Raw genomic sequence first — 20,046 nt, forward strand, 5'->3', positions numbered from 1 at the left:
CCGCTGTGGCGTCGTCGATGGGGGTTGGTTCGCGGGTGCGGGAGGCTTGGCTCGCGGTGCGGTGATGACCTCCACGAACAGGGGAGGCGGGCGCGAGGGAGCCGGTGTGGGACGCACAGGCGGCGTCTCGTCCCAAAGCAGGGCGAGCAGGGCCGCGTGGATGACGAGTGAGACCAGGGCGGCCCACCCGAAGCGCCGAAACCGCTGCATCGCGACTCCCACATTCCCTGGCAAGTTCCACGGGTTGCCGCCGTGGGGGCTTCCAGAGCCGGCCCTCTGTCCTCGAAAGTCTACCCGGCTTCAATTCCCGGGTCGCGAGCCCTACGGAAGAGAGGCTTCGGGATTGCGTGCCCACGCGTTCCCGCGGACTGGAGTCGTGTGATGCAGAACGCTTCCTGTCGTGACGCGTGGCTGTTCAGGTGTGCGGGAATCGTGGCGGGTTGATGGCCGACAGGTCGCGCTTTCGATTGAGGTCGTCGTGAGGGGCCCTGCTACGCTTGCGTCATGGTGCTCAAGATCGTCCAAGCAGGAGAACCCGTGCTTCGGCAGAAGGCGCGAGACCTGACGCCGGAGGAGATTGGCAGTCCCGAGATTCAGCGGCTCATCGTGTTGATGCGCGACACGATGCGAGATGCGCCAGGAGTAGGACTCGCTGCGCCGCAGGTCGGTGTGGGCCTGAGGCTGGTGGTTGTCGAGGACCGGGCCGAGTACCAGGCCGGTGTGTCGCCCTCAGACCTGTCGGACCGGGAGCGGACGCCGGTGCCATTCCACGTGCTCATCAATCCAAAGTTGACGGTGGAAGATGCGACGCCCGCCGAGTTTCATGAGGGCTGCCTGAGTGTCGCGGGCTTCGCGGCGCTCGTGGCTCGGGCGCGAGGCGTGCGGGTGGATGCGCTGGACGAGCAGGGCAGGCCGGTGACGATTCGGGCGACGGGGTGGTACGCGCGCATCCTCCAGCACGAGCTGGACCATCTGGATGGCACGCTCTACGTGGACCGGATGGAGACGCGCAGCTTCGCGACGGCGGAGAACCACCGGCGCTACTGGGCGGGGCGCACCACCGCCGAGGTGCGGGCTGCACTCGGGCTGGCACCGGGGCGCGAGAAGTCGTCGACCTGAACGGCTTTCATTGGGGAGGGTGAGGCCCTCGGCCTGGGTGTGGGGTTGTCGCTGGCAGCAGGTTGCTCGTTGGCTCGGAGGAACACGGATGCCTGTCGTGCGCGAAGACGTCACCACGCCTGTCATTATCGGCCGCTCGAGTTCTCACTTCACACGCATCGCGCGGATGTTCGCCGCGGAGCTGCGTGTCGACTACTCCTTCCGTGTCCTGCGAGACCTCCTGTCCTCGAATCCGGAGGACTACGGGGGCAACCCCGCACTGCGGATTCCGGTCATGCAAACGTCCCGAGGTGTCTGGTTCGGGGCGCTCAACGTCTGCCGGGAGCTTCGTCGGATGTCGAGCCTCACGCCTCGCGTGGTTTGGCCCGAGGACCTGGAGGCTCCGGTGCTCGCAAATGCGCAGGAGCTTGTCCTTCAGGCCATGTCGACGGAAGTGACGTTGATCATGTCCAAGCTGGGGGGCACGGGAGAGAGTGCCCATCAGTCGAAGATGCGAACGGGGCTGGTCAGCATGATGTCGTGGCTGGAGGAGAACACGACGCCGGTGCTCGCCGCGCTTCCACCGGATCGGGACCTGAGCTTTCTGGAGGTCACGCTCTTCTGCCTCGTGAAGCATCTGGAGTTTCGGGAGGTCTTGCCGACGGCCTCCTACGAAGAACTCAACGCGTTCTGTCAGCGGTTCGAGACGCGAGCCTCCAGCCAGGAGACGACCTTTCGTTTCGACACGTGAGTTCGGCGTGCCTCAATCGAGGAAGCGACGCTCCCATCGAAGCAACTCGTCCGCGGGGAGTCCGAGGCTGTAGGGATGTTTCTCGTGAAAGAGCCAGGGCTCCAGGACGCGGGCCAGCTCGCGGTATGCGGGCAGGGTGTTGTCGTGCAGGGTGTCACCGGCCTCGGGCCAGGAGCCCAGGGTGATGATGGCGCTGTCTCCGGGAAGGGCGTCGACGGTGGTGCCTGGCGCGCGGAGTTGCTCACGAAGTGCCGACACGCCACCAAGGCCCGCGAGTGCAGGCTGGCCGAGGAAGGTGAGCCATGCGGGTCCGCGCACGCGGGTGCCGAGCTCCCAGGAGACGTGCTCCAGTTCGAGGAGGTCCAGGCCTGGGTAGCGAAAGCACACCTTGCGGACCTCGGCCATCATCCCGGCGACATCAAGTTCGCCATTGAAGGCGAGGCCCACATGTCCCGAGCAGAACGGCAGGAGGCTTGCGATCTTGAGTGCCAGCTCACGCACCTTGGCGGGTCCGTTCTGTTCCAGGTACTCGGTCGGTAGCCAGAAGCGCACCGCGCAGACAGGGTGGCGTTTTTCAGGGCCTAGCGCGGCGTCAGGCGGCTTACCGAAGTACTCGAACCGGTATTGATAGCGTGCGTCTTCCTCATCGTGCAGCAGGAGCAGCGGCGCTTTCCGTTCGAGAAGCTTCGCGCGGACGAATGACCACTCCTGTTCTGTCAGGTCAATCCACTCGCCATCCTCGCTGGCATATCTCCCGATGGCGTTGGGGCCGATTGCTTGCAGATACGCCTCCATTGCCGCGACGATCGCTTGAGCGATTTCCTGATGGGGGCGGTCCATGAAGAAGACGAAGCTCAACCCTTCGCGCACCAGAAGGAGTTCGCCATACATGAGACGAATTCGGGGGTAGTGATCACTCATGGCAGAACCCCCCAGCGCGGAAGGACTCGTGACGCGGGAACACCAAAGGCTTCCCTATAGATCATCTTCTGGGTCATGCCTCCGTATACGTGGCCCGCAGGGTACTCGTGCCATGGTGTCATGTTCGTTCCGGTGCAGGGAAACTTGAAATCGTAGATGGCATGGGCGCTGAGTGGATCTCCGTTGTGGATGACGAGATCGGGAACCAGTGTTCCCTTCAGCTCACTGCCGCAGCCCAACTTGAGGAGGCCGCGAGCTTCTTCCTCGCTGACCATCGCGAGAGTCCTGCGCGACTTGTCGTAACGGTAGCGCTGCTCGCGGCTGAAGCCTCCTGGGATGATTTTCTCCAGCGCCGCTTCACTACAATCGAGTGCCACGCGATGCATGAGACACCCGAGCTGCATGGCCAGAGTCATGCGGCGGTTGGATGCTTCATCGATGTGCGACTCATTGCACTCGCTGCGCGTGGGGGCCCGTCCGCCCCGGTGTTCGAGAAGCACGGAGGAGCGAGCCTGGTCCGCGCACTCCTTGAGGCGCTCCTCGATGAGCGCCTGGGTGGCGGAGTCGAGCACGCGAATCGCGGCGGCGGCGGTCCGGGTGGCGGAGACCCTGGCCTGAATCGGCCGGACAGGAGGGACGACAGCTTCCTCTCCAGCGATGCGCGCGCACAGCTCCGGCCGCTGTCGACAACTGTTGGATGCCGAGTCGAACTCGTAGCGCCCTGTCGACGTGCGCTCGGGCGTGCCCGCGCAGGCCGCGAGCAGCAGCGCCCAGGCCCACATCCTTCGCCGTCGTCGGGATCGCTCCATCCGCGGTCCTCCTTCTTCACCCATCATGACGCGGATGACACCCACGCCCCAACGTGGGTTGCGACCAGGGGGCAGTCACGCCATAAACATGGCGATGCTCACCGAGGTCCAGGCAGGCCCCTATACCGTCCGAGGCATCTCTGTCGGCGGCGTCTACACCTCCCTCCAGGTCCCCGAGCTGGACGTGGTGCTCGACGCGGGCATCCCCATCCGCTCCTTCGCGGGCACCGACCGCATCTTCCTCAGTCATGCCCACCCGGACCACGCCAGCGGGCTCGGCTCTCTGCTGGGCATCCGTCGGCTCCTAGGGAAGGGCGAACCTCAAGTCTTTCTCCCCGCCGAAATCGAGGCCCCCGTCCGTGAGGCCCTCGGCGTGCTCACCCGCCTCCATCACACATCCATGGACGTGCGGACCGTCCCCATGCTCCCCGGTGACGTCCAGCCGCTCGGGCAGGGGCTTCACGTCCGCGCCTTCCGCACGCACCACCCCGTCCCTTCGCTCGGCTACCAGTTCATCCGCCGCGTCTCCAAGCTGCGCCCCGAGTTCCTCGGCCTGCCTCCGCAGGAAATCGCCCAGCGTCGCAGGGCCGGCGAGAACCTCCTCACCGAGGTGGACCACCTGGAGCTGGCCTATGCCACCGACACGCTCGCCCGCGTGCTGGAGACCGAGCCTTCCCTGTTCGACTCGCGCGTCCTCATCCTCGAAGCCACCTTCGTCGACCCGAAGCGCCCCGTGCAGGATGCGAGAGACCGCGCCCACCTCCACCTCGACGAACTCATCGCCCAGGCCGACCGCTTCCACAACGAATCCATCGTCCTCATGCACTTCAGCCAGTCACTCGGCCCTCAGGAAGTGCACGCACTGATTCGCGAGCGCCTCCCGCCCACGCTCGCCGAGCGCGTGCGCGTCTTCGCACCCGAGTCCGGTCGTTGGTTCGGCTGAGCCTCGCGTTACAAACTCAGTCGGGCCTCAGTGTTTCCAGCTCCGCGAGCACCGCGCGCAGCTCCGGCGCCTCCAGCGCCTTCTCCACCGACGCGAAGAACTCCGACAGGTCTCCTGCTCCCTGGTACTCGTAGACGCACGCCTGGAGGCCCATCTCCAGCCGGTCCACCTGCCGCACCAGCCGTCCCTCGAACGAGCTGCCCTGTTCGTACTCGTCCCACAGCGCCAGGTACTCCGCGCCCCGCGGTAGCTTGCCCACGAGCTGCTCCATCGCCCGGCGCTCCATCGCGTGCTTGTCCTCGCGTCCCACTCCGTCATGGGGCGTGAGGTCGCCGACATACGCCTCGCCGAGGTCATGCAACAGGGCAATGCGCATCGCCCGCCCCGCGTCCGCTTCCGGGAAGTGACTGTCCACGATGAACAGCGAGAGCAGCGCGACGAACAGCGAGTGCTCGGCCACGCTCTCGCATCGCTCCGGCGCAATCCCCACTCGCAACCATCCCTGACGGAAGAGCTGCTTCAGGTGATTCAGCTCGAAGTACGTCTCGATGATCGGGAGCGTCTTGCGCCCTCCGAGCAGGGCGATGGGTGGCGAGCTCTTCGTCTTCATGCGTCCCTCCACGCTACACCCACGAGCCCGCGCACTCCCGTACTCCAGGTGAGGCTGAGTGGCCTCTCATGGCCCTCCCGGTGCGCATTTCAGGGGCCTGCGTGATTTCACCCCACGACCTCGGCTAGACGGGGGACGAGGGTCGGGTCCGCGACGTTGGACACGGTCCGGAGGAGGGGGAAGCACCCATGGAGTCTTCTTCTCGTCAGTGCCGAGGCGCGTCGCAGTGGCTGCTCATGGCCGCGCTGTTCGTGAGTGTCACCGCCTGCAAGCAGGAGCCGCCCGCTCCGCCGCCAGCACCGCCCCCGCCTGTCGCCGCCATGGAGCCGGAGGACCCTCCGTTCCCCGAGCAGGCCCTGCCGCTTCCCGCCGAGGTGGCGCAAGTCACCGCCGAGCCCGCGAAGCCGCCCGAGCCTCCCTTCACCGGAGACCTCCCCGCGCTGCGCAAGCGCGGTGTGCTGCGTGTCCTCGTGGAAGGCACCGACGAGGACTTTCTGCCGCGTCAGGGCACGCCCCGCTCGCAGGACCGCGCGCTGCTGGAGCGCTTCGCCGAGAAGCACGGCATGTCCATCGAGTTCCTCGCAGTGGAGCGCTTCGATCAGCTCATCCCCTCGCTGCGAGAGGGGCGCGGAGATGTCATCGCCGCGGACCTGACCGTCACCCCCGAGCGCTCCAAGGACCTCGCGTTCACCCGCCCCCTGGCCCTGGTGAACGAAGTCGTCGTGGGCAAGCGAGGTGCCACCGGACTGCCTCGCAAGCCAGAGGAACTCGCGGGCCGCGCCGTGCACGTTCGCGCCAGCTCCACCTTCGCCGCGTCGCTCGCCGCTCTCGCGAAGGAGAAGGCCTCGGGGCTCACCATCGTGCCCGTGCCCGAGAGCACCGACTCCGAGGAACTCGCCTGGAAGGTCTCGCGGGGAGAAGTCCCGCTCACCGTCGTGGACAGTCACCTTCTCGCGGCCATCGAGACGTACAACCCGGATGTGGAGGGCCTCTTTCCCATCGCGGAGAAGCGCGCCCTCGCCTGGGCCGTGCGGCCGGAGAACCCCGCGCTGCGCGGTGCCCTGGATGCCTTCCTCGTGGAGCGCGCGCTCACCGACCACAGGGAGCAGCGCTTCACGGGGGACCTCGACGCCATCCGCAAGCGCGGTGTGCTGCGAGTCCTCACTCGCAACAGCCCCGTCACGTACTTCCTCCACCGAGGCGACCAGGCGGGCTTCGACTACGAGATGGCGAAGCTCGCCGCCGCCGCGCTCAAGGTGCGGTTGGAGGTCGTGGTGCCTCCTTCGTATGAAGAACTCCTCACCTGGTTGAAGGAGGGCCGAGGAGACGTGGTCGCCGCCGCGCTCACCGTGACGCCGGAGCGTCAGCGCGAGGTGGCCTTCAGCCGCCCCTATCTCTTCGTGGACGAAGTCATCGTGCAGCGCGCGGGGGCACCGAAGCTCGACTCCGTGGCGGCCCTGAAGGGCCAGGCTGTCCACGTCCGGCGCTCATCCAGTCACTTCGCCACGCTCAAGGACGCGTCGACCCAGCACGGCTTCACGGTCGTCGAGGCACCCGAGGACCAGGACGCGGAGACCCTCATCGACCAGGTGGCTCGCGGAGAGATTCCCTTCACCGTGACGGACAGCCACATCCTCGCCGCCGAGCGCGTGTACCGCGATGACGTGGAGGCGGGAGTGACGCTACCGGGGCAGGGGCCTCGCGCCGGCACGGAGGGGCACCACGGCATCGCCTTCGCCGTGCGTCCGCAGAACGTGAAGCTGCGAGCCTTCCTCGACGGCTTCGTGCAGAAGACCTACCGGGGCACCGAGTACAATCTGGCCCGGCGCCGCTACTTCGAGGGCCACCGGAGCGAGGCTCCCGCGACGACGGACGAGGCGGTCCTCACCGGTGCCATCTCTCCCTATGACGTGCTGGTGCAGTCCTACTCGCAGCGCTACGGCCTGGACTGGCGATTGATGGTGGCGCAGATGTTCCAGGAGAGCCGCTTCGACCCTCGGGCGCGAAGCTGGGTGGGCGCGCAGGGGCTCTTCCAGGTCATGCCCGGCACGGGCAAGGAGCTGGGCTTCCGGAAGCTCGAGGACCCGGAGCAGGGCATCCACGCGGGCGTGAAGTACATGCACCAGCTCATCGGCCGCATCGCTCCGGAGATTCCCTTCAAGCAGCGGCTGCGCTTCGCCCTGGCCTCCTACAACGCGGGACTGGGCCATGTGCTGGACGCGCGGCGGCTGGCGCAGGAGCAGGGCTGGGACCCCAACCGCTGGTTCGGCAACGTGGAGAAGGCCATGCTCCTGCTGGAGAAGCCCCAGCACTATCGCCGCGCGCGACACGGCTACTGCCGAGGCTCCGAGCCGGTGAAGTACGTCTCCGAAATCCAGACGCGCTACGGCAACTACATCGCCGTCGTGCAGCACTGACGCCCCAAGCGCGGCTCGGGGTTTCGGTCGTGACTCAGAGACTCACGCCCACGTACGCGGCGGCCCAGGGGCCGCTGAGTGACACGGAGAACGTGTCGGGCTCCGAGTCCGCCACCATTCCGAAGTTCCGGACCTGCTTCACGTACTGCGTGTAGCCCACGTTGACGCGGGTGTGGACCCAGCGGTTGAGCTGGTACTGGAGCGCCGCCGAGCCGCCTCCACCGAAGGTCCATTTCCGGACGCGACGCTGGAAGGCGCCCGAGTCGGGTTCCGGGGCCGCCGTCCCGTCAGGCTCCGTTGCGAACATGCGCCCGGAGGCGAGGCTCACCTCGGACGCCGCGCCGAAGAGACTGAGGCCCAAGAGCAGCTTGCCCGTCAGCGCGAAGCGCTTCTCGAACCCCGGCCGCACCGAGAGGACCTGCAGGTCACCCCCCGTCAGGTACCACTCCACGCCGTTGGTCCACCACCAGTCGCTCCGGTCCGAGCTCCGCACCATGTTGAAGTGCAGCCCGCCCGCCAGGCGCATCGCGCTGGCGCGAGCCCCCAGCGTGCTCGTCCTGTCTCTCCAATCGAGCATGTAGGCCGTCGGGTGCTGCACCCGCGCCCACGAGCCCCCGAACTCCACCGAGAGCTGCGGGGGCCGTTGCGCCATGTCCGACGCGGTGCCCGGCGGTGACGAGGAGGCCCCGGCCGTGAAGGCCGGGCCCAGGGCGAACAGCAGGCCGAACACGGTGCGCATGACAAACCTCCTCTACAGCCCCGCGACCTTCGAGGCGCTGGACACCGTATAGACCAGGGTCAATTCCTGCTGGGAACGCGGCGCGGCCGTCACCTCGAACCGGGCGATGCCGTCCGCGCTGACCCGCGTGGGCGCTGGCTTCGTGCCGTCCTTCAGGAGGTTCACCTCCACGGTCTCCACCTCGGACACGGGAATCCGTTCCTCCAGCGCCACCGACGCGGGCTGCGCGCTCATGTTGGAGAGGAACATCTTCACGTGGTGCGTCTTCACCTTGCGCCCCGTCAGGCGGCTCGTCTCTTCCTGCAGGTCCGTCTGCCGGGCCACCCGGAGCGCATCCTCGCTGCCGAAGCCCAGTCGCACGCGCTCGCCCTTGCCCGTGAAGCGCAGCTGCGAGCGGCCCACGTAGCCACTGACCCGCACCAGGTCCACGGGACCCGCCAGCAACACCGCCGGCCCCACGTTGTCGAAGCGGGCCACGCGGTGCGCCAGCGGGGACAGCTCCGGACAGACCAGCAGCTCGGAGGCCGCGGGCGCGGTGAAGTGGAACATGGGGACGCGGTGAGGCTCACCGTCCGAGGGCACCGTGGTGCGGTGGGTCGCCGCGAGCGTCAGGGCCTCGCCGCCGTCGTCCATGCCCGGAAGGCCCTCGTCGCGCTTTCCTCCGCCACCTTCGCCCGTGGTCTGGATGACCTCCTCGCGCATGGAGACCTCCACCACCTGCTTCTCGCGCTCCGTCTTGTCGCGCAGGAAGAGCCAGTCCGTCTCCAGCCGGGGAGGGGTGGCGCCCAGCGTCGGCCGCGCCGTGGAGAACGCCAGCTCCACGTCCTTCCACTCCTCCTCCGTGCGCTGCCACACCACCGCCTCGCACTCCAGACGCACCGTCTGGCCCGTGCCGCTGGCGGCTTGCTCCAGCGTCGCGCGATAGGCCGGACGCCACGCCGCGCACGGCACCAGGTATGTGATGGACAGGAGCGCGGTGCCTCCCGCGGGGTGGCCCACTTCCAGCTCGGCGTGGACGTCCAGCTTCGCCTCCGCCTGCTGCGTCCCCGCAAGCGCTCGCTTCGCTTCCTCGAGCTGCCGCTGCAGCCGTTGCTCCTCGCGCAGAGCACCGCGAAGTGCCTCGTCCGCGACCTCGAGCGCCTGGCGCACGGTGTCCAGTTGCTGCTTCCATTCCTCCGCCTGCGCCTTGCCACCACCGGCCTGCTCGGAGATGGCGCGGTACACGTCCGCGTGCGCCGTGGTCAGCAGGCCCTGGCGCGTGCTCAGTCGCTCCCGGTCCGCGCGGGCCTGACGCTCCTGTCGCTCCAATTCCGCCACGCGCCGGCCCAGCTCGGTGGCGTGCTCGCGTCGGGCTTCGGGAAGCTGGGGCTTCTTCGCGCGCCGCACGCGCGCCTGGGACACGGTGCCTCCGGCAAGCTTCGCCTGGAGCGAGCGGTCCACCGCCAGCGGAGACAACCCCGCGATGACCAGGCGCTGGGCACCTGGCACCAGGGGAACTTCACCTCGGCGCTCGACGAGCGCGCGATCTTCCAGGACGGTGACCTTGACCACCGGCAGGGTGAGGGGCGTGCTCATCATGTCCTCCGGTTTCCGCCGCCGAGCATCTTGCTGGCGGGAATCTTCACGGTCCACGTCGCCTTGAGTGTCTGGGCCTCACCCGGCTGGAGCACCACGCGCCACGCGCGCTCGCCCTCCACCGGGACTTCTCCTGGCAACGGCGTGCGCTTCTGCCAGACCGGCGCGACCTCCGTCTCCTCCACCTTGATGTCCTTCTCGAACCCCGTGGGGACGGCGGGCACTCGCTCGCACACCTCGACGAGAATCCGGTTGGACATCCGATTGGCCAGCTCCACCGAGACGTGGTGGGTCAGCATCGTCGCGCCACCGAAGATGCCACCGGTGGCTTCGTCGAAGCGCGTGTTGCGCGCGACCTTGATGGACTCCTCCACGCCCAGCCCCAGTCGCTGCGTGGAGCCTGGGGGCATGGTGGGCAAGGGCGACGTCATCAGGAACTCATCGCCCAGCGTGACGTCCACCGGGCCCGCGAGCAGCGGATAGGGCGTTCGATTCTCCACCCGCACCGTGCGGAACGCGCGGGACTCCACCGAGGGCACGCAGACGTACTCGGCGGACAGGCCCACCGGCACGGACAGCACCGGCAGCGTGTGCCACGCGGCGTCCGAAGGCACATCCGCGCGCGTCTCCAGGTCGAAGCGCGCATCGAAGTGCATCGCGGACTCGCGGGGCGGCACCGTCCACGTGGGCGTCGGGACGCGCCAGAGGCTGTTGACCTCCTGCTCGCTCACCGCGACGAACGAGAGGATGTTGACCTGAATCTGAACGGCCGACAGCGCGAGGATCTCCCGGGTGACGTGCGACGGGCGGGGACGCAGCCGGCCACGTCCGTCCAGGTCGTCCGCGGGTGTCAACGACAGGCGGTCATAGTCCAGCAGCGAGTCCGAGGGTTCCAGTCGGGGCACCGCGCTCGGGCGGTCCTGCGCCCCGCCTCCTCCCAGGCTCCCATCCGCCATGTCGGCGTACACGCGCGAGGAGCCTCCTTCCTCCTCCGCGTCCTGCGGCATGTCGAGCTGCTCGTCATCCATCTCGGCGGGGGCCACCGAGCCGCGAGAGCGCCTGAGCGACTCAAACTCCCCGGCCTGGGTCGAACCTCCCCGAGAGCCTGGCGCCATGTTTCGCGGAGCCGCCGCGGGCGCGGGCGGTGGAGGTGGCGCGGAGGCCGAGGCGCTGCCCACGGAGCGTTTCTTCGGAGGCATGGGCTTCGGGAGTGCGCGTCCCCCCTTGGGGGCGGCTTCCTTGCTCCGCTCTCGTTCCCCCGGCTCCTCCAACTCCACGCCAGACGAATCGTAGAGGCCACCGGAGACGGGCTCGTCCCTCGGCGCGGACTGGGGGCTGGCGGCCTGCCGGAGGGTGTCGTAGCCGGCGAAGAGCTCGTCCAGTCCGGGAGGCGGCTCGCGCCAACCGGAGCGAGGCGGTGGGGGTTGGCGGCGGCCGATGCGCAGCGCCTTCAGCTCGGGGACCTCGGCCTTGCGGTCCAGCGCGGCCGTGGACACCGCGAGCTTCACGCCCGTCCAGTCCTCGCCCGTGCGTTGGATGATGGAGGCGCGCATCCGCAGCGTGCCTTCCTCCAGCGTCCGGGGCAGGCGCAGGTCATAGGTCGGCACCCAGCGCGCGCCCGGGACGGCGTACTCCAGCGAGATGAGCGCCGGAGTCTCCCGGGGCCAGGGGTTGCCGGACAAGGTGAGGACGGCGGCGCGGTACACGCGGGCCCGCTCGCCCCGCACGGATGAAGAGGCCTCGTGCAGTCGCTGGCGCCGCAGCCGGACATCGGCCTCCGCGTCACGGTGCGCCTGCTCCAGCTCCAGTCTCCGCGCGTTCAGGGACGTCAGCTCCGTGTCCACGAAGGACGTGAGCGCCAGCAGCGCCGCCAGCGGGGCCTCGTGAGGGACGTAGGCGTCCTTCTTCTGCGGCGCGAAGGTGGGCTTGAGCTTGCCGATGGACTGGAGCTCGCGTTGAACGCCCTCCAGCCGCGCCACTACATCCGAGACTCGCGCGAGCGCCTCCTCGAGGGCGCGGTGCTCACCGGGGACGTCGACCTCGGGCGGGAGCTGGACGTCGAAAGTCGGCCGGATGGCGCGGATGGAGAGCCCGGGAGGCCCCTGTCGTACAGCGGCCCGGAGGGTTCCGGGGCGCAGTGACATCGGAAGTCCGTTGAGCTGGATTTCGGTGGGGACGCGGTCCTCCACGAGCTGCAAGGTGGCGATGCGAGTACACAGCGCCCCTTCTGCGTGAACGGTGACTGCATCCAGGATGGATGGCACGACGAGCATGCGCCCCCTCGGCTCGGGATGAAGTCGCAAGGCTAGTCGAGATGGGCGCCAGAATCATGCCCCCCACGGTGTCGTTCCGGCGGGAGGGGCGGTGTTGACGCTCCACTCCTACCGCAGCACCCGCCCTCCGGGCAGACGCAAGGCCACCCGGAAGCGCCGCGTCGTGACGCCCCGTCGGACCACGAGCCAGAAGCCCCGGCGTCGCACCCGCTCGCCCGCCGAGGTCAGCCGCCAGCGCGCATCGAAGTCCATCAGGACCCCGGACATCGAGGGAGGCAGTCGTCCCTCCTCCTGGAGCGATGCCGCGAAGCGCCGACCCTCCGCGAGCGAGTCGGGCTCGACAGACATGGGATGCGCGCGCGCCCACGGCTCGAAGCACGCCCTGAAGTCCGTGCCCAGCGCCGCCGCGAGCGAAGGCCATGCGCGCTCCACACCTCGACGGCGTTTGTGAAGCAGGGATTCGGACGCCGCGAGCACGCGGGCCGTGTCGAAGCCGGAGGGCACGGGCGCGCCCACGCCCAGGGCCTTGACGAGCTCCGCCTGGGCCTGGGCCAGCCGCTCGCGCGCGGTCATCCGTGGGACTCCGCATGCCATCGCGAGACTCCGCGCCGGAGCGCGGCTTCCATCGCGGAGAGTTCGGAGGCGAGCTCCGCTGGAGCGGGAAACCGGTCATCGCGCTCGAGCATCACCGGCACCGGCCCGAGCCGTGCCGACAACTGCTCCAGCAAGGCCAGCGGGCCACTCGACACCGGGTGCGCATGCGTGTCGTGGTACAGGCCGTCCCGCTGGACGCCGCCCGCCACGTGGACATAGGCCAGTCGCTCGCGCGGCATACAGGCCAGCACCGCGTCGGCATCGGTGCCGTGGTTGAGCACGTGGGCGTGGAGATTCGCCACGTCCAGCAGCAGCGAGGCGCTGGTGCGCGCGAGCACACCGGCGAGCAGCTCCGCCTCCGAGAACGCGGCGTCGGGCCACTCGAACAGCGAGGCCACGTTCTCCAGCGCCAGCGGCACCGGGAGCGCCGCCTGGACGCGCAGCACGTTCTCCGCGAGTACGTCCAGCGCCTCCTCGGAGCGGGGAAGGGGCAGCAGGTGTCCTGACTCGAGCCCTCCGGCGCGCACGAACGCGAGGTGCTCGCTGACACACACGGCGCCCACGCGTTCCGCCTGTCGCGCGAGCCAGGCGAGACGGCGGGAGTCGAGAGGCTCCGCGGAGCCGAGTCCCAGCGAGACGGCGTGCAACACCACCGGCACTCCTCGCTCGCGCAGGCGCATCAGGGGCTCGGGAACGGCGCCCGAGTCGGGCAGGTGTTCGGCGAGGACCTCCACGAAGCCCGGGGTTGGCAGCCGGTCGATGAACAGCGCGAGCTCCCTGCGCCAGCCGATGCCGACACCCTGGAGCGACAGGCTCGTCAATCGCCACCTCCGCAGCCGCCGCAGCCACCCCCGCCGCCATCGCCTCCGCCGCAGCCATCGCCTCCGCTGGACGAATCGCCGAACCCGAAGGAATTGCTCCCGGGATCCACTTCCCGGCGCATCAACTCGAAGTCACTCGTGGACATGGCGCCCAGGCCGAAGAGGGCCACGGCCATGCCGACGTCGTGCCCGTTCAGCATCTCGGGGGCCTCGGCGCTGCGCGCGGCGGTCCTCAGGGGCTGTTCCCGCCACCGCAGCTTCTGGAACACCGAGTCTCCCTGGCGGCTCGTCCAGACCCGCCGCGCGAGGAGCCCGATGCCGGCCGTGGCCACGCAGCAGAACACCACGAGGATGGCCACGGGCTTGTCGCGCTCCAGGCCCACGGAGATCTTCGTCAGGCCCAGCAGGAGCACCGCGAGGGTGGGGAGCGGCGGCAACCAGCGGGCGCGCCAGCCCCAGGTGTCATCGACGAGCCATCCGGGCTCGATGAGTGCGGGCTTGAGCTGTTGGATGGCGGGCTCGGCGCGCGCCAGCAGCTCGGACGACTTGACCTCGCCATCGGTGACGGCGCGGCAGACGATGCGCTCGATGAAGGCGGCGTCCGGGCGGCGAGAACCGGTGGCCTCGAGTCGCGCCCCATGCATGCGAACCGAGCCGTCGTGGAGGAGCCTGGCCAGGGCCGCGTGGACGACGGCCTTCGGGCCCGAGAGCATGGCGATTTCATAGGGGTCCGGGTTCCGGGGCAGGGCACCGGGGTCACCTCCGGGCTGGCGCAGCAGGTAGCGCAGCAGGAGTCCCACCAGGAACGCGAACGCGAAGAGAGCGGCGAACAGCTCGAGGAACTGCGGGCCCGACATCTCCAATGGATTCATCGTGGCGGCCTCCATGCTGGTTCACCCCCTCATGAAACGCACCGCGAAGCCGCTGACAGCGAGGGCCCGTGACGTCTTCGTGACGTCCCGGTGTCACCGGAGCGTCCGATGTCCGCGCCCTGGAGAGGAGCAGTCTACCGTGAAGCCGCCACGCCGCGCTGTGTCGCGCCGAGCGGGGCGCGCGTGAGCCTCAGCTCGGGTCCTTGCGCGCCACCGGTTCCGGGGACACGGGAGGGCGCGTGGGATTGCCCAGGCAGTCGAAGCCGACCACGGGAGGGAAGGTGCTGCTGGGGCGGTACTCCCAATGCCACGGCTCCGAGGGCACCGTGCGGCGGAAGCCGAAGCGGCACGCGTTCGCCTCCAGCCAGAGGTAGCGCTTCGAGGTGCGCTGGCCGATGACGAGGTCCACCGCGAGCCCTCGCTGGTGGTTGGAGCGTCCGGGCCGCGCCGCCTTGTTGCCACGTCCCCGGCGGTACTCCTCGTAGAGCCACCGTTGCTCGCGCAGGGAGCGGTAGCCGCTGGTGACTCGCAACACCAGACCGTCCTTCGTCGCTTCGGTGGCCATGCGTTCGAGGGCCGTCGCCGTGTCGCGATGCAGCCGGTGGCCGCCTTCGACCCGCACGAGCTTCGCGGCCTTCACCTTCTGACGCCGGGGACGGGACTCACCGGCGAAGGCGACGGTCGTGAACAGGCACGTGAGGATGACACTCCAGCGGAAGAGCGCGAGCGACATGGCGGAATCCGGTCTGGGGAAAGGACCTGACTCTCGCGCGTTTATTCCCGCAGGCAAGCAGGCGGGAAACCGAGCCCTCGTCGGAGTTTCCGGCGATCAGAACAAGGAGAGCTGCGCGGACGACGGTTTCTCCACGGGGCGTGGGAGCGTCTTGAAGCCATGGGCGCGAGCCCACTCCTCGCTCGGGCCGCTCCAGTGGTGCGCGTCCATCTTCGCGTGGCCCTTCTCGTCGAAGGCGACGCCCTCGGCTTCCAGCAGCTCGCGCTGTCTGTGTCCGTCCAGGCTGATGCCACCCGTGCGGTTGATGATGCGCTGCCAGGGGACGGTGGCCGAGCGAGCACCCAGCGCGCCCAGTGCATGGCCCACGACACGGGCATCGCAGCCTTCCTCGCCGAGGAGGGTCGCGATGTCTCCGTACGTGGCCACCTTGCCCCACGGTACCTGTTCGACGAGCGTGTAGATGCGCTCGTAGTAGTCGCGCTCGTCGCGCGGCGGACTCTGCGTCATGACGTTCGGGCTCCTGGGGGAAAGCTACCCATCCAGCGCGTCTCGACGCGAGCGCTAACCGCTGCGCGAGCCCAGGCCCGTGGCCTCGCCTGCTCGCAGCCGTTCGTGCAGCGTCCTGGCCTCCAGGTACCAGAACTGGACGTTGCCGAAGCTGAGGATGTCGCCGTCGCGCAGCGTGGCCACGCGGGTTCCCAGCGTGCCGGCGTTGAGGAAGGTGCCGTTGGTGGAGCCCAGGTCCTTCACCGTGCAGCGGTTCTCGGCCTCGTTCCAGCGCAGCTCCGCGTGCTGCTTGGAGACGGACGCGTCGTCAATGACGAAGTCGCAGTCCATGCGCCGGCCGATGGTCAGGTGGTCCGTCGAGTGGAGCGGGGGGAGCGTCACGACGCGCAGGTGTTCGAATTCGAACAGCAGGGTCATCATTCCGAGGCTGATGTCCTCGGGGTCCGCCATGCGGGTGGGCGCGAGCACCGCCGCCGAGGCTTCCGAGGGAGGGCGCTGGATGAGGGCGAAGGGCCCGAGCTGCCGCTCGAAATCCTTGGCGGGCAGTGACGCGGCGAGCGCGCGGAGTTCCTGGACGGACAGCACGCGGGGCAGCCTAGCGGGTCACCCCGCGTGCGCCCAGCGGCCCGGAGGGTGTCATGTACGGCTTTCGTTGACCTGCATGTCACGGGTTCCCTACATTGAGCACTTCATGGTGGGGGCCGGGCTCCGGGAGGAGCGCCGGCCCTCAATCTTTAGTGAACCAGGGAGTGGTGGAAGGAGCTGTGTCGATGGCGAGCGGGAGCGACAACATCCCGATGACCCCCTCAGGACTGCGCAAGCTCAAGACGGAGCTCAAGCATTTGCAGTCTGTCGAGCGGGGTAAAATTTCACGGGAGATCGAGGTCGCCCGGGCCCATGGGGACCTGCGCGAGAACGCCGAGTACCACGCGGCGAAGGAGAAGCAGTCGCACATCGAGGGTCGCATCCTGGACCTCAACGACTGGATTGCGCGCGCCGAGGTCATCGACACCAGCAAGCTGGGTGGCGACAAGGTCGTCTTCGGGGCGACCGTGGACCTGCTGGACACGGAGACGGACAAGCCCGTCACCTACCGTCTCGTGGGTGAGCTGGAGGCCGACCTGAAGAAGCGGTGGCTCGCCGTCACGTCGCCGGTGGCCCGGGCCCTCATCGGCAAGCGCAAGGGCGATATCGCCACGGTGCAGAGTCCGGGTGGGACGCGTGAGTTGGAGGTCCAGGAGATTCGCTTCGAAGACCCCGAGGACGAGGCCCCGCCCAGCGAGGGCTGAACGTCAGCGGTATCCTTCTCGAGAGAAAGCCGACGGGGGAGCGGGCCTGAGCTCGCTTCCCCGGTCGCGTTTTCTGGGAGACGTCACCCCCGTTCCGTAGGATGGATGGACGTGACTCACGCGTGAACCATCCGCTCGCCAGTCTTGTGGGACCCCTTCGGTACGCGTGCCAGCGTGACTTCGCCATGCTCGCGACCTTGAAGGACCTGACGTCCGTCATGGAGCGCGCGCTGGCGGGAGCCAGCGGTGTGGACTCCGAGGCGCTTGGGCACCTGCGCGCGGCGTTGCCCTATGTGGACCATCCCACGCCCGAGCGCCGCAAGGCCGCGCTGCGTCGCGTGGTCATGGCGCTGAAGCTCAGCGGCATCGCATTGCCCGTCGAACTGGACGGAATCGCCCAGGCCGCTCCGAGGTCCGAGGGACCTGGTGAACCCGGGCGAACCGGAGACGCCTCACGGACGCGCGGGCAGGAGGCCTTGCTGGAGCCTGCAGCCCGTGGCCGAACGCGCGTGGGGGCGGAGAGTGGCCCTGTCGCGCCGCCTCCGGGCTACGTGCAGACGCCTCCGTGGAAGTCGAACGACCCACTGCCTCCCACGCCTCGCGCGAAGGCTCCCGAGCCCCGCTCGACGACCGGTGTCGCGTCGCCGACGGCGAACCCTCGGTCCTATGGCGCGGAGGCGGGCCTCGCACGACCCGGCAACGCGCAACCTGCTCGGGGAGAGATGCGCCCGGGGGGACGTGGCGCCCGACAGGCCTCGCTCGACACGGGCGCGGAGTCCGGGGCCCCTCCGGCCAAGGCGAAGAAGGAGCAGCGCAAGAAGAAGCGCGCCGTGGCGGCGGAGGCGTCCCGCTCCGAGGCGAAGCTCCTGTCCATCGCGCCGCGCTCCGGTCCGCTGTCCTCGCCGCTGAAGACGCTCGGCAAGCGCCTGGGGCCTCGGCTCATCTCCGCGCTGGACAAGAAGGGCCTTCGCCGGATGGGCGACATCCTCTTCCTATTGCCGCGCTGCTACGAGGACCGCAGACGTCTGCGCACCATCGCCGAACTGGAGCCCGGGGAGCGCGGTGTCACCGTGGGCATGGTGAAGGTCGCGGACTACGTCCCGGGCAAGCAGGGACGGCGGATGTTCCGCGCCGTGGTGGGAGACCGCTCGGGCAGCATCGCCGCGACGTACTTCCACGCGGGCCCCTGGCTCAAGAGCCGCTTCACGGTGGGCAAGCGCATCGTCCTCTCCGGTGAAGTGCGCGCGACGATGAATGGTCGCGAGATGGCGCACCCGGAAATCGAGCCCGCGGAGGACATGGAGTCCGCCACCTCGGTCCACTTCAACCGCATCGTCCCCGTGTACCCCGGCTTCGAGCGAGGCGAGCAGCGCTCCTTCCGCGAACTGGCGGCGCGCGTCGGCGAGCAGTACGCGCACGAACTGGAGGACCCGCTGCCTGCGGACCTGCGTCGCCGGCTGGAGTTGATGGGGCTGCCGGAGGCGCTGCGCTTCATCCACTTCCCACCGGACGCGGCGGACCTGGAGTCGCTCGACGCGCACCAGAGCCCGGCCCATCGCAGGCTCGCGTTCGACGAGCTGTTCTTCCTCCAGTTGGGCATGGCCCTCAAGCGTCAGGGCATCAAGGCGGAGGAAGGCATCTGCTTCGATGTGTCCGCGCCTCGCCTGGAGAAGGCCCGCGCCGCGCTGCCTTTCCAGCTCACGGGCGCCCAGGCACGCGTGGTGGAAGAGCTGAGTCGGGACATGGCCCGCGCCGATCCGATGAACCGGTTGGTGCAGGGTGACGTGGGCAGCGGCAAGACGGCGGTGGCGATGGTCGCCGCGATTGTCGCGCTGCTGGACGGCTATCAAGTCGCGGTGATGGCCCCGACGGAAATCCTGGCCGAGCAGCACGAGCGCACCTTCCGCAAGGTGCTGGCGCCGCTGGGCTTCCAGGTGGGGTTGCTCAGCGCGGCGGGGACGGCGAAGTCGAAGCGACAGGTGCGCGAGGCCGTGGCCCGAGGCGACATCCACCTGGCCGTGGGCACGCACGCCCTCATCCAGCAGGACATCGCCTTCGCTCGGCTGGGGCTCGCGGTCATCGACGAGCAGCACCGCTTCGGCGTGCTCCAGCGTCACTCGCTGATGAGCAAGGGCCCCAAGCCGGACGTGTTGGTGATGACGGCCACTCCCATTCCCCGCACGCTGGCCATGACGCTGTATGGGGACCTGGACCTCTCCATCATCGACCAGCTCCCGCCGGGACGAACGCCCATCAACACGCGCGTCTTCAACGACAAGCAGCGCGCGCGCGTCTACGAAGCGATCGCCACCGAGCTGACCAAGGGGCACCAGGCCTACGTCGTGTATCCGCTGGTGGAGGAGTCGGAGAAGCTGGACCTGGAGGACGCGACGCGCGGCGTGGAGAAGCTGCGGTTGGCCTTCCCCCAGGCGAGCGTCGGCTTGCTGCACGGGAGGATGAAGGCCGAGGAGAAGGACGCGGTGATGGAGGACTTCCGCGAGAAGCGGCTGCAGGTCCTCGTGTGCACCACGGTGGTGGAGGTCGGCGTGGATGTGCCCAACGCCTCGGTGATGGTGGTGGAGGCGGCGGAGCGCTTCGGCCTGTCGCAGCTCCACCAGCTCCGGGGGCGCGTGGGCCGTGGCGCGGCGGCCAGCTTCTGCTACCTGGTGGCCAACAGCGCGCGCTCGATGGAGTCTGTCGAGCGACTGGCGGTGATGGAGCAGAGCAGCGACGGCTTCGTCATCGCGGAGAAGGACCTGGAGATTCGCGGGCCCGGCGAATTCATGGGCACGCGGCAGAGCGGCCTGCCGGAATTGGCGGTGGCCAACCTGGCGCGGGACGGAGACCTGCTGTCGATGGCGCAGGTCGAGGCCCGTCGCATCCTCGCCAGAGACCCGGAGATGGAGTCCCCCGAGCATCAGAGTCTGGTGAAGGCGCTCGATGAACGCTGGGAAGGACGACTCGCGCTGGCTCGGGTGGGGTAGGGCGTTCGCCTCGCGCTGCCCGTCCCCCCACCCACTGGCCGAGCTGCTGCGGGAAGCACAGGCCCGGGGCTCGAACACCGTGGGGGCGCAACGCACCGACCCTGGTAGGG

The 20,046-nt window shown here is 68.9% G+C and carries 18 protein-coding genes and 1 pseudogene; 6 read left to right on the forward strand and 13 right to left on the reverse strand.

Features of this window, described 5'->3' with window-relative positions; genetic code table 11:
* Window positions 1-210: pseudogene (locus tag HR086_RS48005) on the reverse strand (hypothetical protein); the annotation flags it as partial.
* 294 nt (window positions 211-504) lie between these two features.
* On the opposite strand from HR086_RS48005, the gene def reads away from it, so the two are divergent.
* Together def and HR086_RS29560 are read left to right on the forward strand one after the other, a co-directional pair.
* Complete coding sequence (gene def / locus HR086_RS29555) at window positions 505-1,119, forward strand: peptide deformylase (RefSeq protein WP_174467308.1); 615 nt, start codon at window positions 505-507, stop codon at window positions 1,117-1,119.
* 88 nt (window positions 1,120-1,207) lie between these two features.
* Window positions 1,208-1,849, forward strand: coding sequence for a glutathione S-transferase N-terminal domain-containing protein (locus HR086_RS29560; protein WP_174467309.1), 642 nt, complete (start codon window positions 1,208-1,210; stop codon window positions 1,847-1,849).
* Between the two features lie 12 nt (window positions 1,850-1,861).
* Here HR086_RS29560 and HR086_RS29565 read toward each other — a convergent pair whose 3' ends face one another.
* Window positions 1,862-2,770 carry a DUF3396 domain-containing protein gene (locus HR086_RS29565; protein WP_174467310.1) on the reverse strand — a complete coding sequence of 303 codons (909 nt, stop codon included), beginning with the start codon at window positions 2,768-2,770 and terminating at the stop codon, window positions 1,862-1,864.
* Complete coding sequence (locus HR086_RS29570; RefSeq protein ID WP_174467311.1) at window positions 2,767-3,579, reverse strand: hypothetical protein; 813 nt, start codon at window positions 3,577-3,579, stop codon at window positions 2,767-2,769. The genes HR086_RS29565 and HR086_RS29570 overlap by 4 nt, the downstream gene beginning before the upstream one ends.
* A gap of 94 nt (window positions 3,580-3,673) precedes the next feature.
* Here HR086_RS29570 and HR086_RS29575 point away from each other — a divergent pair, with 94 nt between their 5' ends.
* Window positions 3,674-4,522, forward strand: a complete 849-nt coding sequence (locus tag HR086_RS29575) for an MBL fold metallo-hydrolase (RefSeq protein WP_174462231.1) — start codon at window positions 3,674-3,676, stop codon at window positions 4,520-4,522.
* A gap of 16 nt (window positions 4,523-4,538) precedes the next feature.
* Here HR086_RS29575 and HR086_RS29580 read toward each other — a convergent pair whose 3' ends face one another.
* Window positions 4,539-5,132, reverse strand: coding sequence for an HD family hydrolase (locus HR086_RS29580; protein WP_174459372.1), 594 nt, complete (start codon window positions 5,130-5,132; stop codon window positions 4,539-4,541).
* A 188-nt stretch (window positions 5,133-5,320) separates the two neighbouring features.
* Between HR086_RS29580 and HR086_RS29585 the strand changes: the two genes are divergently transcribed.
* Window positions 5,321-7,549 carry a transporter substrate-binding domain-containing protein gene (locus HR086_RS29585; RefSeq protein WP_174467312.1) on the forward strand — a complete coding sequence of 743 codons (2,229 nt, stop codon included), beginning with the start codon at window positions 5,321-5,323 and terminating at the stop codon, window positions 7,547-7,549.
* A 34-nt stretch (window positions 7,550-7,583) separates the two neighbouring features.
* Here the strand turns inward: HR086_RS29585 and HR086_RS29590 are convergent, their stop codons facing one another.
* The 9 genes from HR086_RS29590 to HR086_RS29630 form a co-directional block, all read right to left on the reverse strand.
* Window positions 7,584-8,288 carry a hypothetical protein gene (locus HR086_RS29590; RefSeq protein WP_174467313.1) on the reverse strand — a complete coding sequence of 235 codons (705 nt, stop codon included), beginning with the start codon at window positions 8,286-8,288 and terminating at the stop codon, window positions 7,584-7,586.
* Between the two features lie 12 nt (window positions 8,289-8,300).
* A complete protein-coding gene (locus tag HR086_RS29595; protein ID WP_174462047.1) occupies window positions 8,301-9,863 on the reverse strand; it encodes a mucoidy inhibitor MuiA family protein in 1,563 nt (520 codons plus the stop codon).
* Window positions 9,863-12,136, reverse strand: a complete 2,274-nt coding sequence (locus HR086_RS29600; RefSeq protein ID WP_174467314.1) for a DUF4139 domain-containing protein — start codon at window positions 12,134-12,136, stop codon at window positions 9,863-9,865. The genes HR086_RS29595 and HR086_RS29600 overlap by 1 nt, the downstream gene beginning before the upstream one ends.
* 108 nt (window positions 12,137-12,244) lie before the next feature.
* Window positions 12,245-12,709 carry a hypothetical protein gene (locus HR086_RS29605; protein ID WP_174459375.1) on the reverse strand — a complete coding sequence of 155 codons (465 nt, stop codon included), beginning with the start codon at window positions 12,707-12,709 and terminating at the stop codon, window positions 12,245-12,247.
* Window positions 12,706-13,551, reverse strand: a complete 846-nt coding sequence (locus HR086_RS29610) for a DUF692 family multinuclear iron-containing protein (RefSeq protein ID WP_174459376.1) — start codon at window positions 13,549-13,551, stop codon at window positions 12,706-12,708. Before HR086_RS29610 ends, HR086_RS29605 begins: the two co-directional genes overlap by 4 nt.
* Window positions 13,548-14,423 (reverse strand): TIGR04222 domain-containing membrane protein, encoded by an 876-nt coding sequence (locus HR086_RS29615; RefSeq protein WP_174467315.1) that lies wholly within the window; start codon window positions 14,421-14,423, stop codon window positions 13,548-13,550. Before HR086_RS29615 ends, HR086_RS29610 begins: the two co-directional genes overlap by 4 nt.
* A 190-nt stretch (window positions 14,424-14,613) precedes the next feature.
* Window positions 14,614-15,156: a D-alanyl-D-alanine carboxypeptidase family protein gene (locus HR086_RS29620; protein ID WP_174459378.1), complete on the reverse strand. Its 543-nt coding sequence runs from the start codon at window positions 15,154-15,156 to the stop codon at window positions 14,614-14,616.
* Window positions 15,157-15,252: 96 nt separating this feature from the next.
* On the reverse strand, window positions 15,253-15,663 hold the full coding sequence (locus HR086_RS29625; RefSeq protein ID WP_174467316.1) for an MGMT family protein: 411 nt from the start codon (window positions 15,661-15,663) through the stop codon (window positions 15,253-15,255).
* A 54-nt stretch (window positions 15,664-15,717) separates the two neighbouring features.
* Window positions 15,718-16,248, reverse strand: coding sequence for an FHA domain-containing protein (locus HR086_RS29630; RefSeq protein WP_174459380.1), 531 nt, complete (start codon window positions 16,246-16,248; stop codon window positions 15,718-15,720).
* A 185-nt stretch (window positions 16,249-16,433) separates the two neighbouring features.
* Here HR086_RS29630 and greA point away from each other — a divergent pair, with 185 nt between their 5' ends.
* Both greA and recG read left to right on the forward strand, forming a co-directional pair.
* On the forward strand, window positions 16,434-16,952 hold the full coding sequence (gene greA / locus HR086_RS29635; RefSeq protein ID WP_141641263.1) for a transcription elongation factor GreA: 519 nt from the start codon (window positions 16,434-16,436) through the stop codon (window positions 16,950-16,952).
* Between the two features lie 122 nt (window positions 16,953-17,074).
* Window positions 17,075-19,936 carry an ATP-dependent DNA helicase RecG gene (recG, locus tag HR086_RS29640; protein ID WP_174467317.1) on the forward strand — a complete coding sequence of 954 codons (2,862 nt, stop codon included), beginning with the start codon at window positions 17,075-17,077 and terminating at the stop codon, window positions 19,934-19,936.
* The last annotated feature ends 110 nt before the right edge of the window (window positions 19,937-20,046 follow it).

The organism is Myxococcus sp. CA039A, assembly GCF_013336645.1.
In the GTDB taxonomy this organism is placed as follows: Bacteria; Myxococcota; Myxococcia; order Myxococcales; family Myxococcaceae; genus Myxococcus; species Myxococcus llanfairpwllgwyngyllgogerychwyrndrobwllllantysiliogogogochensis.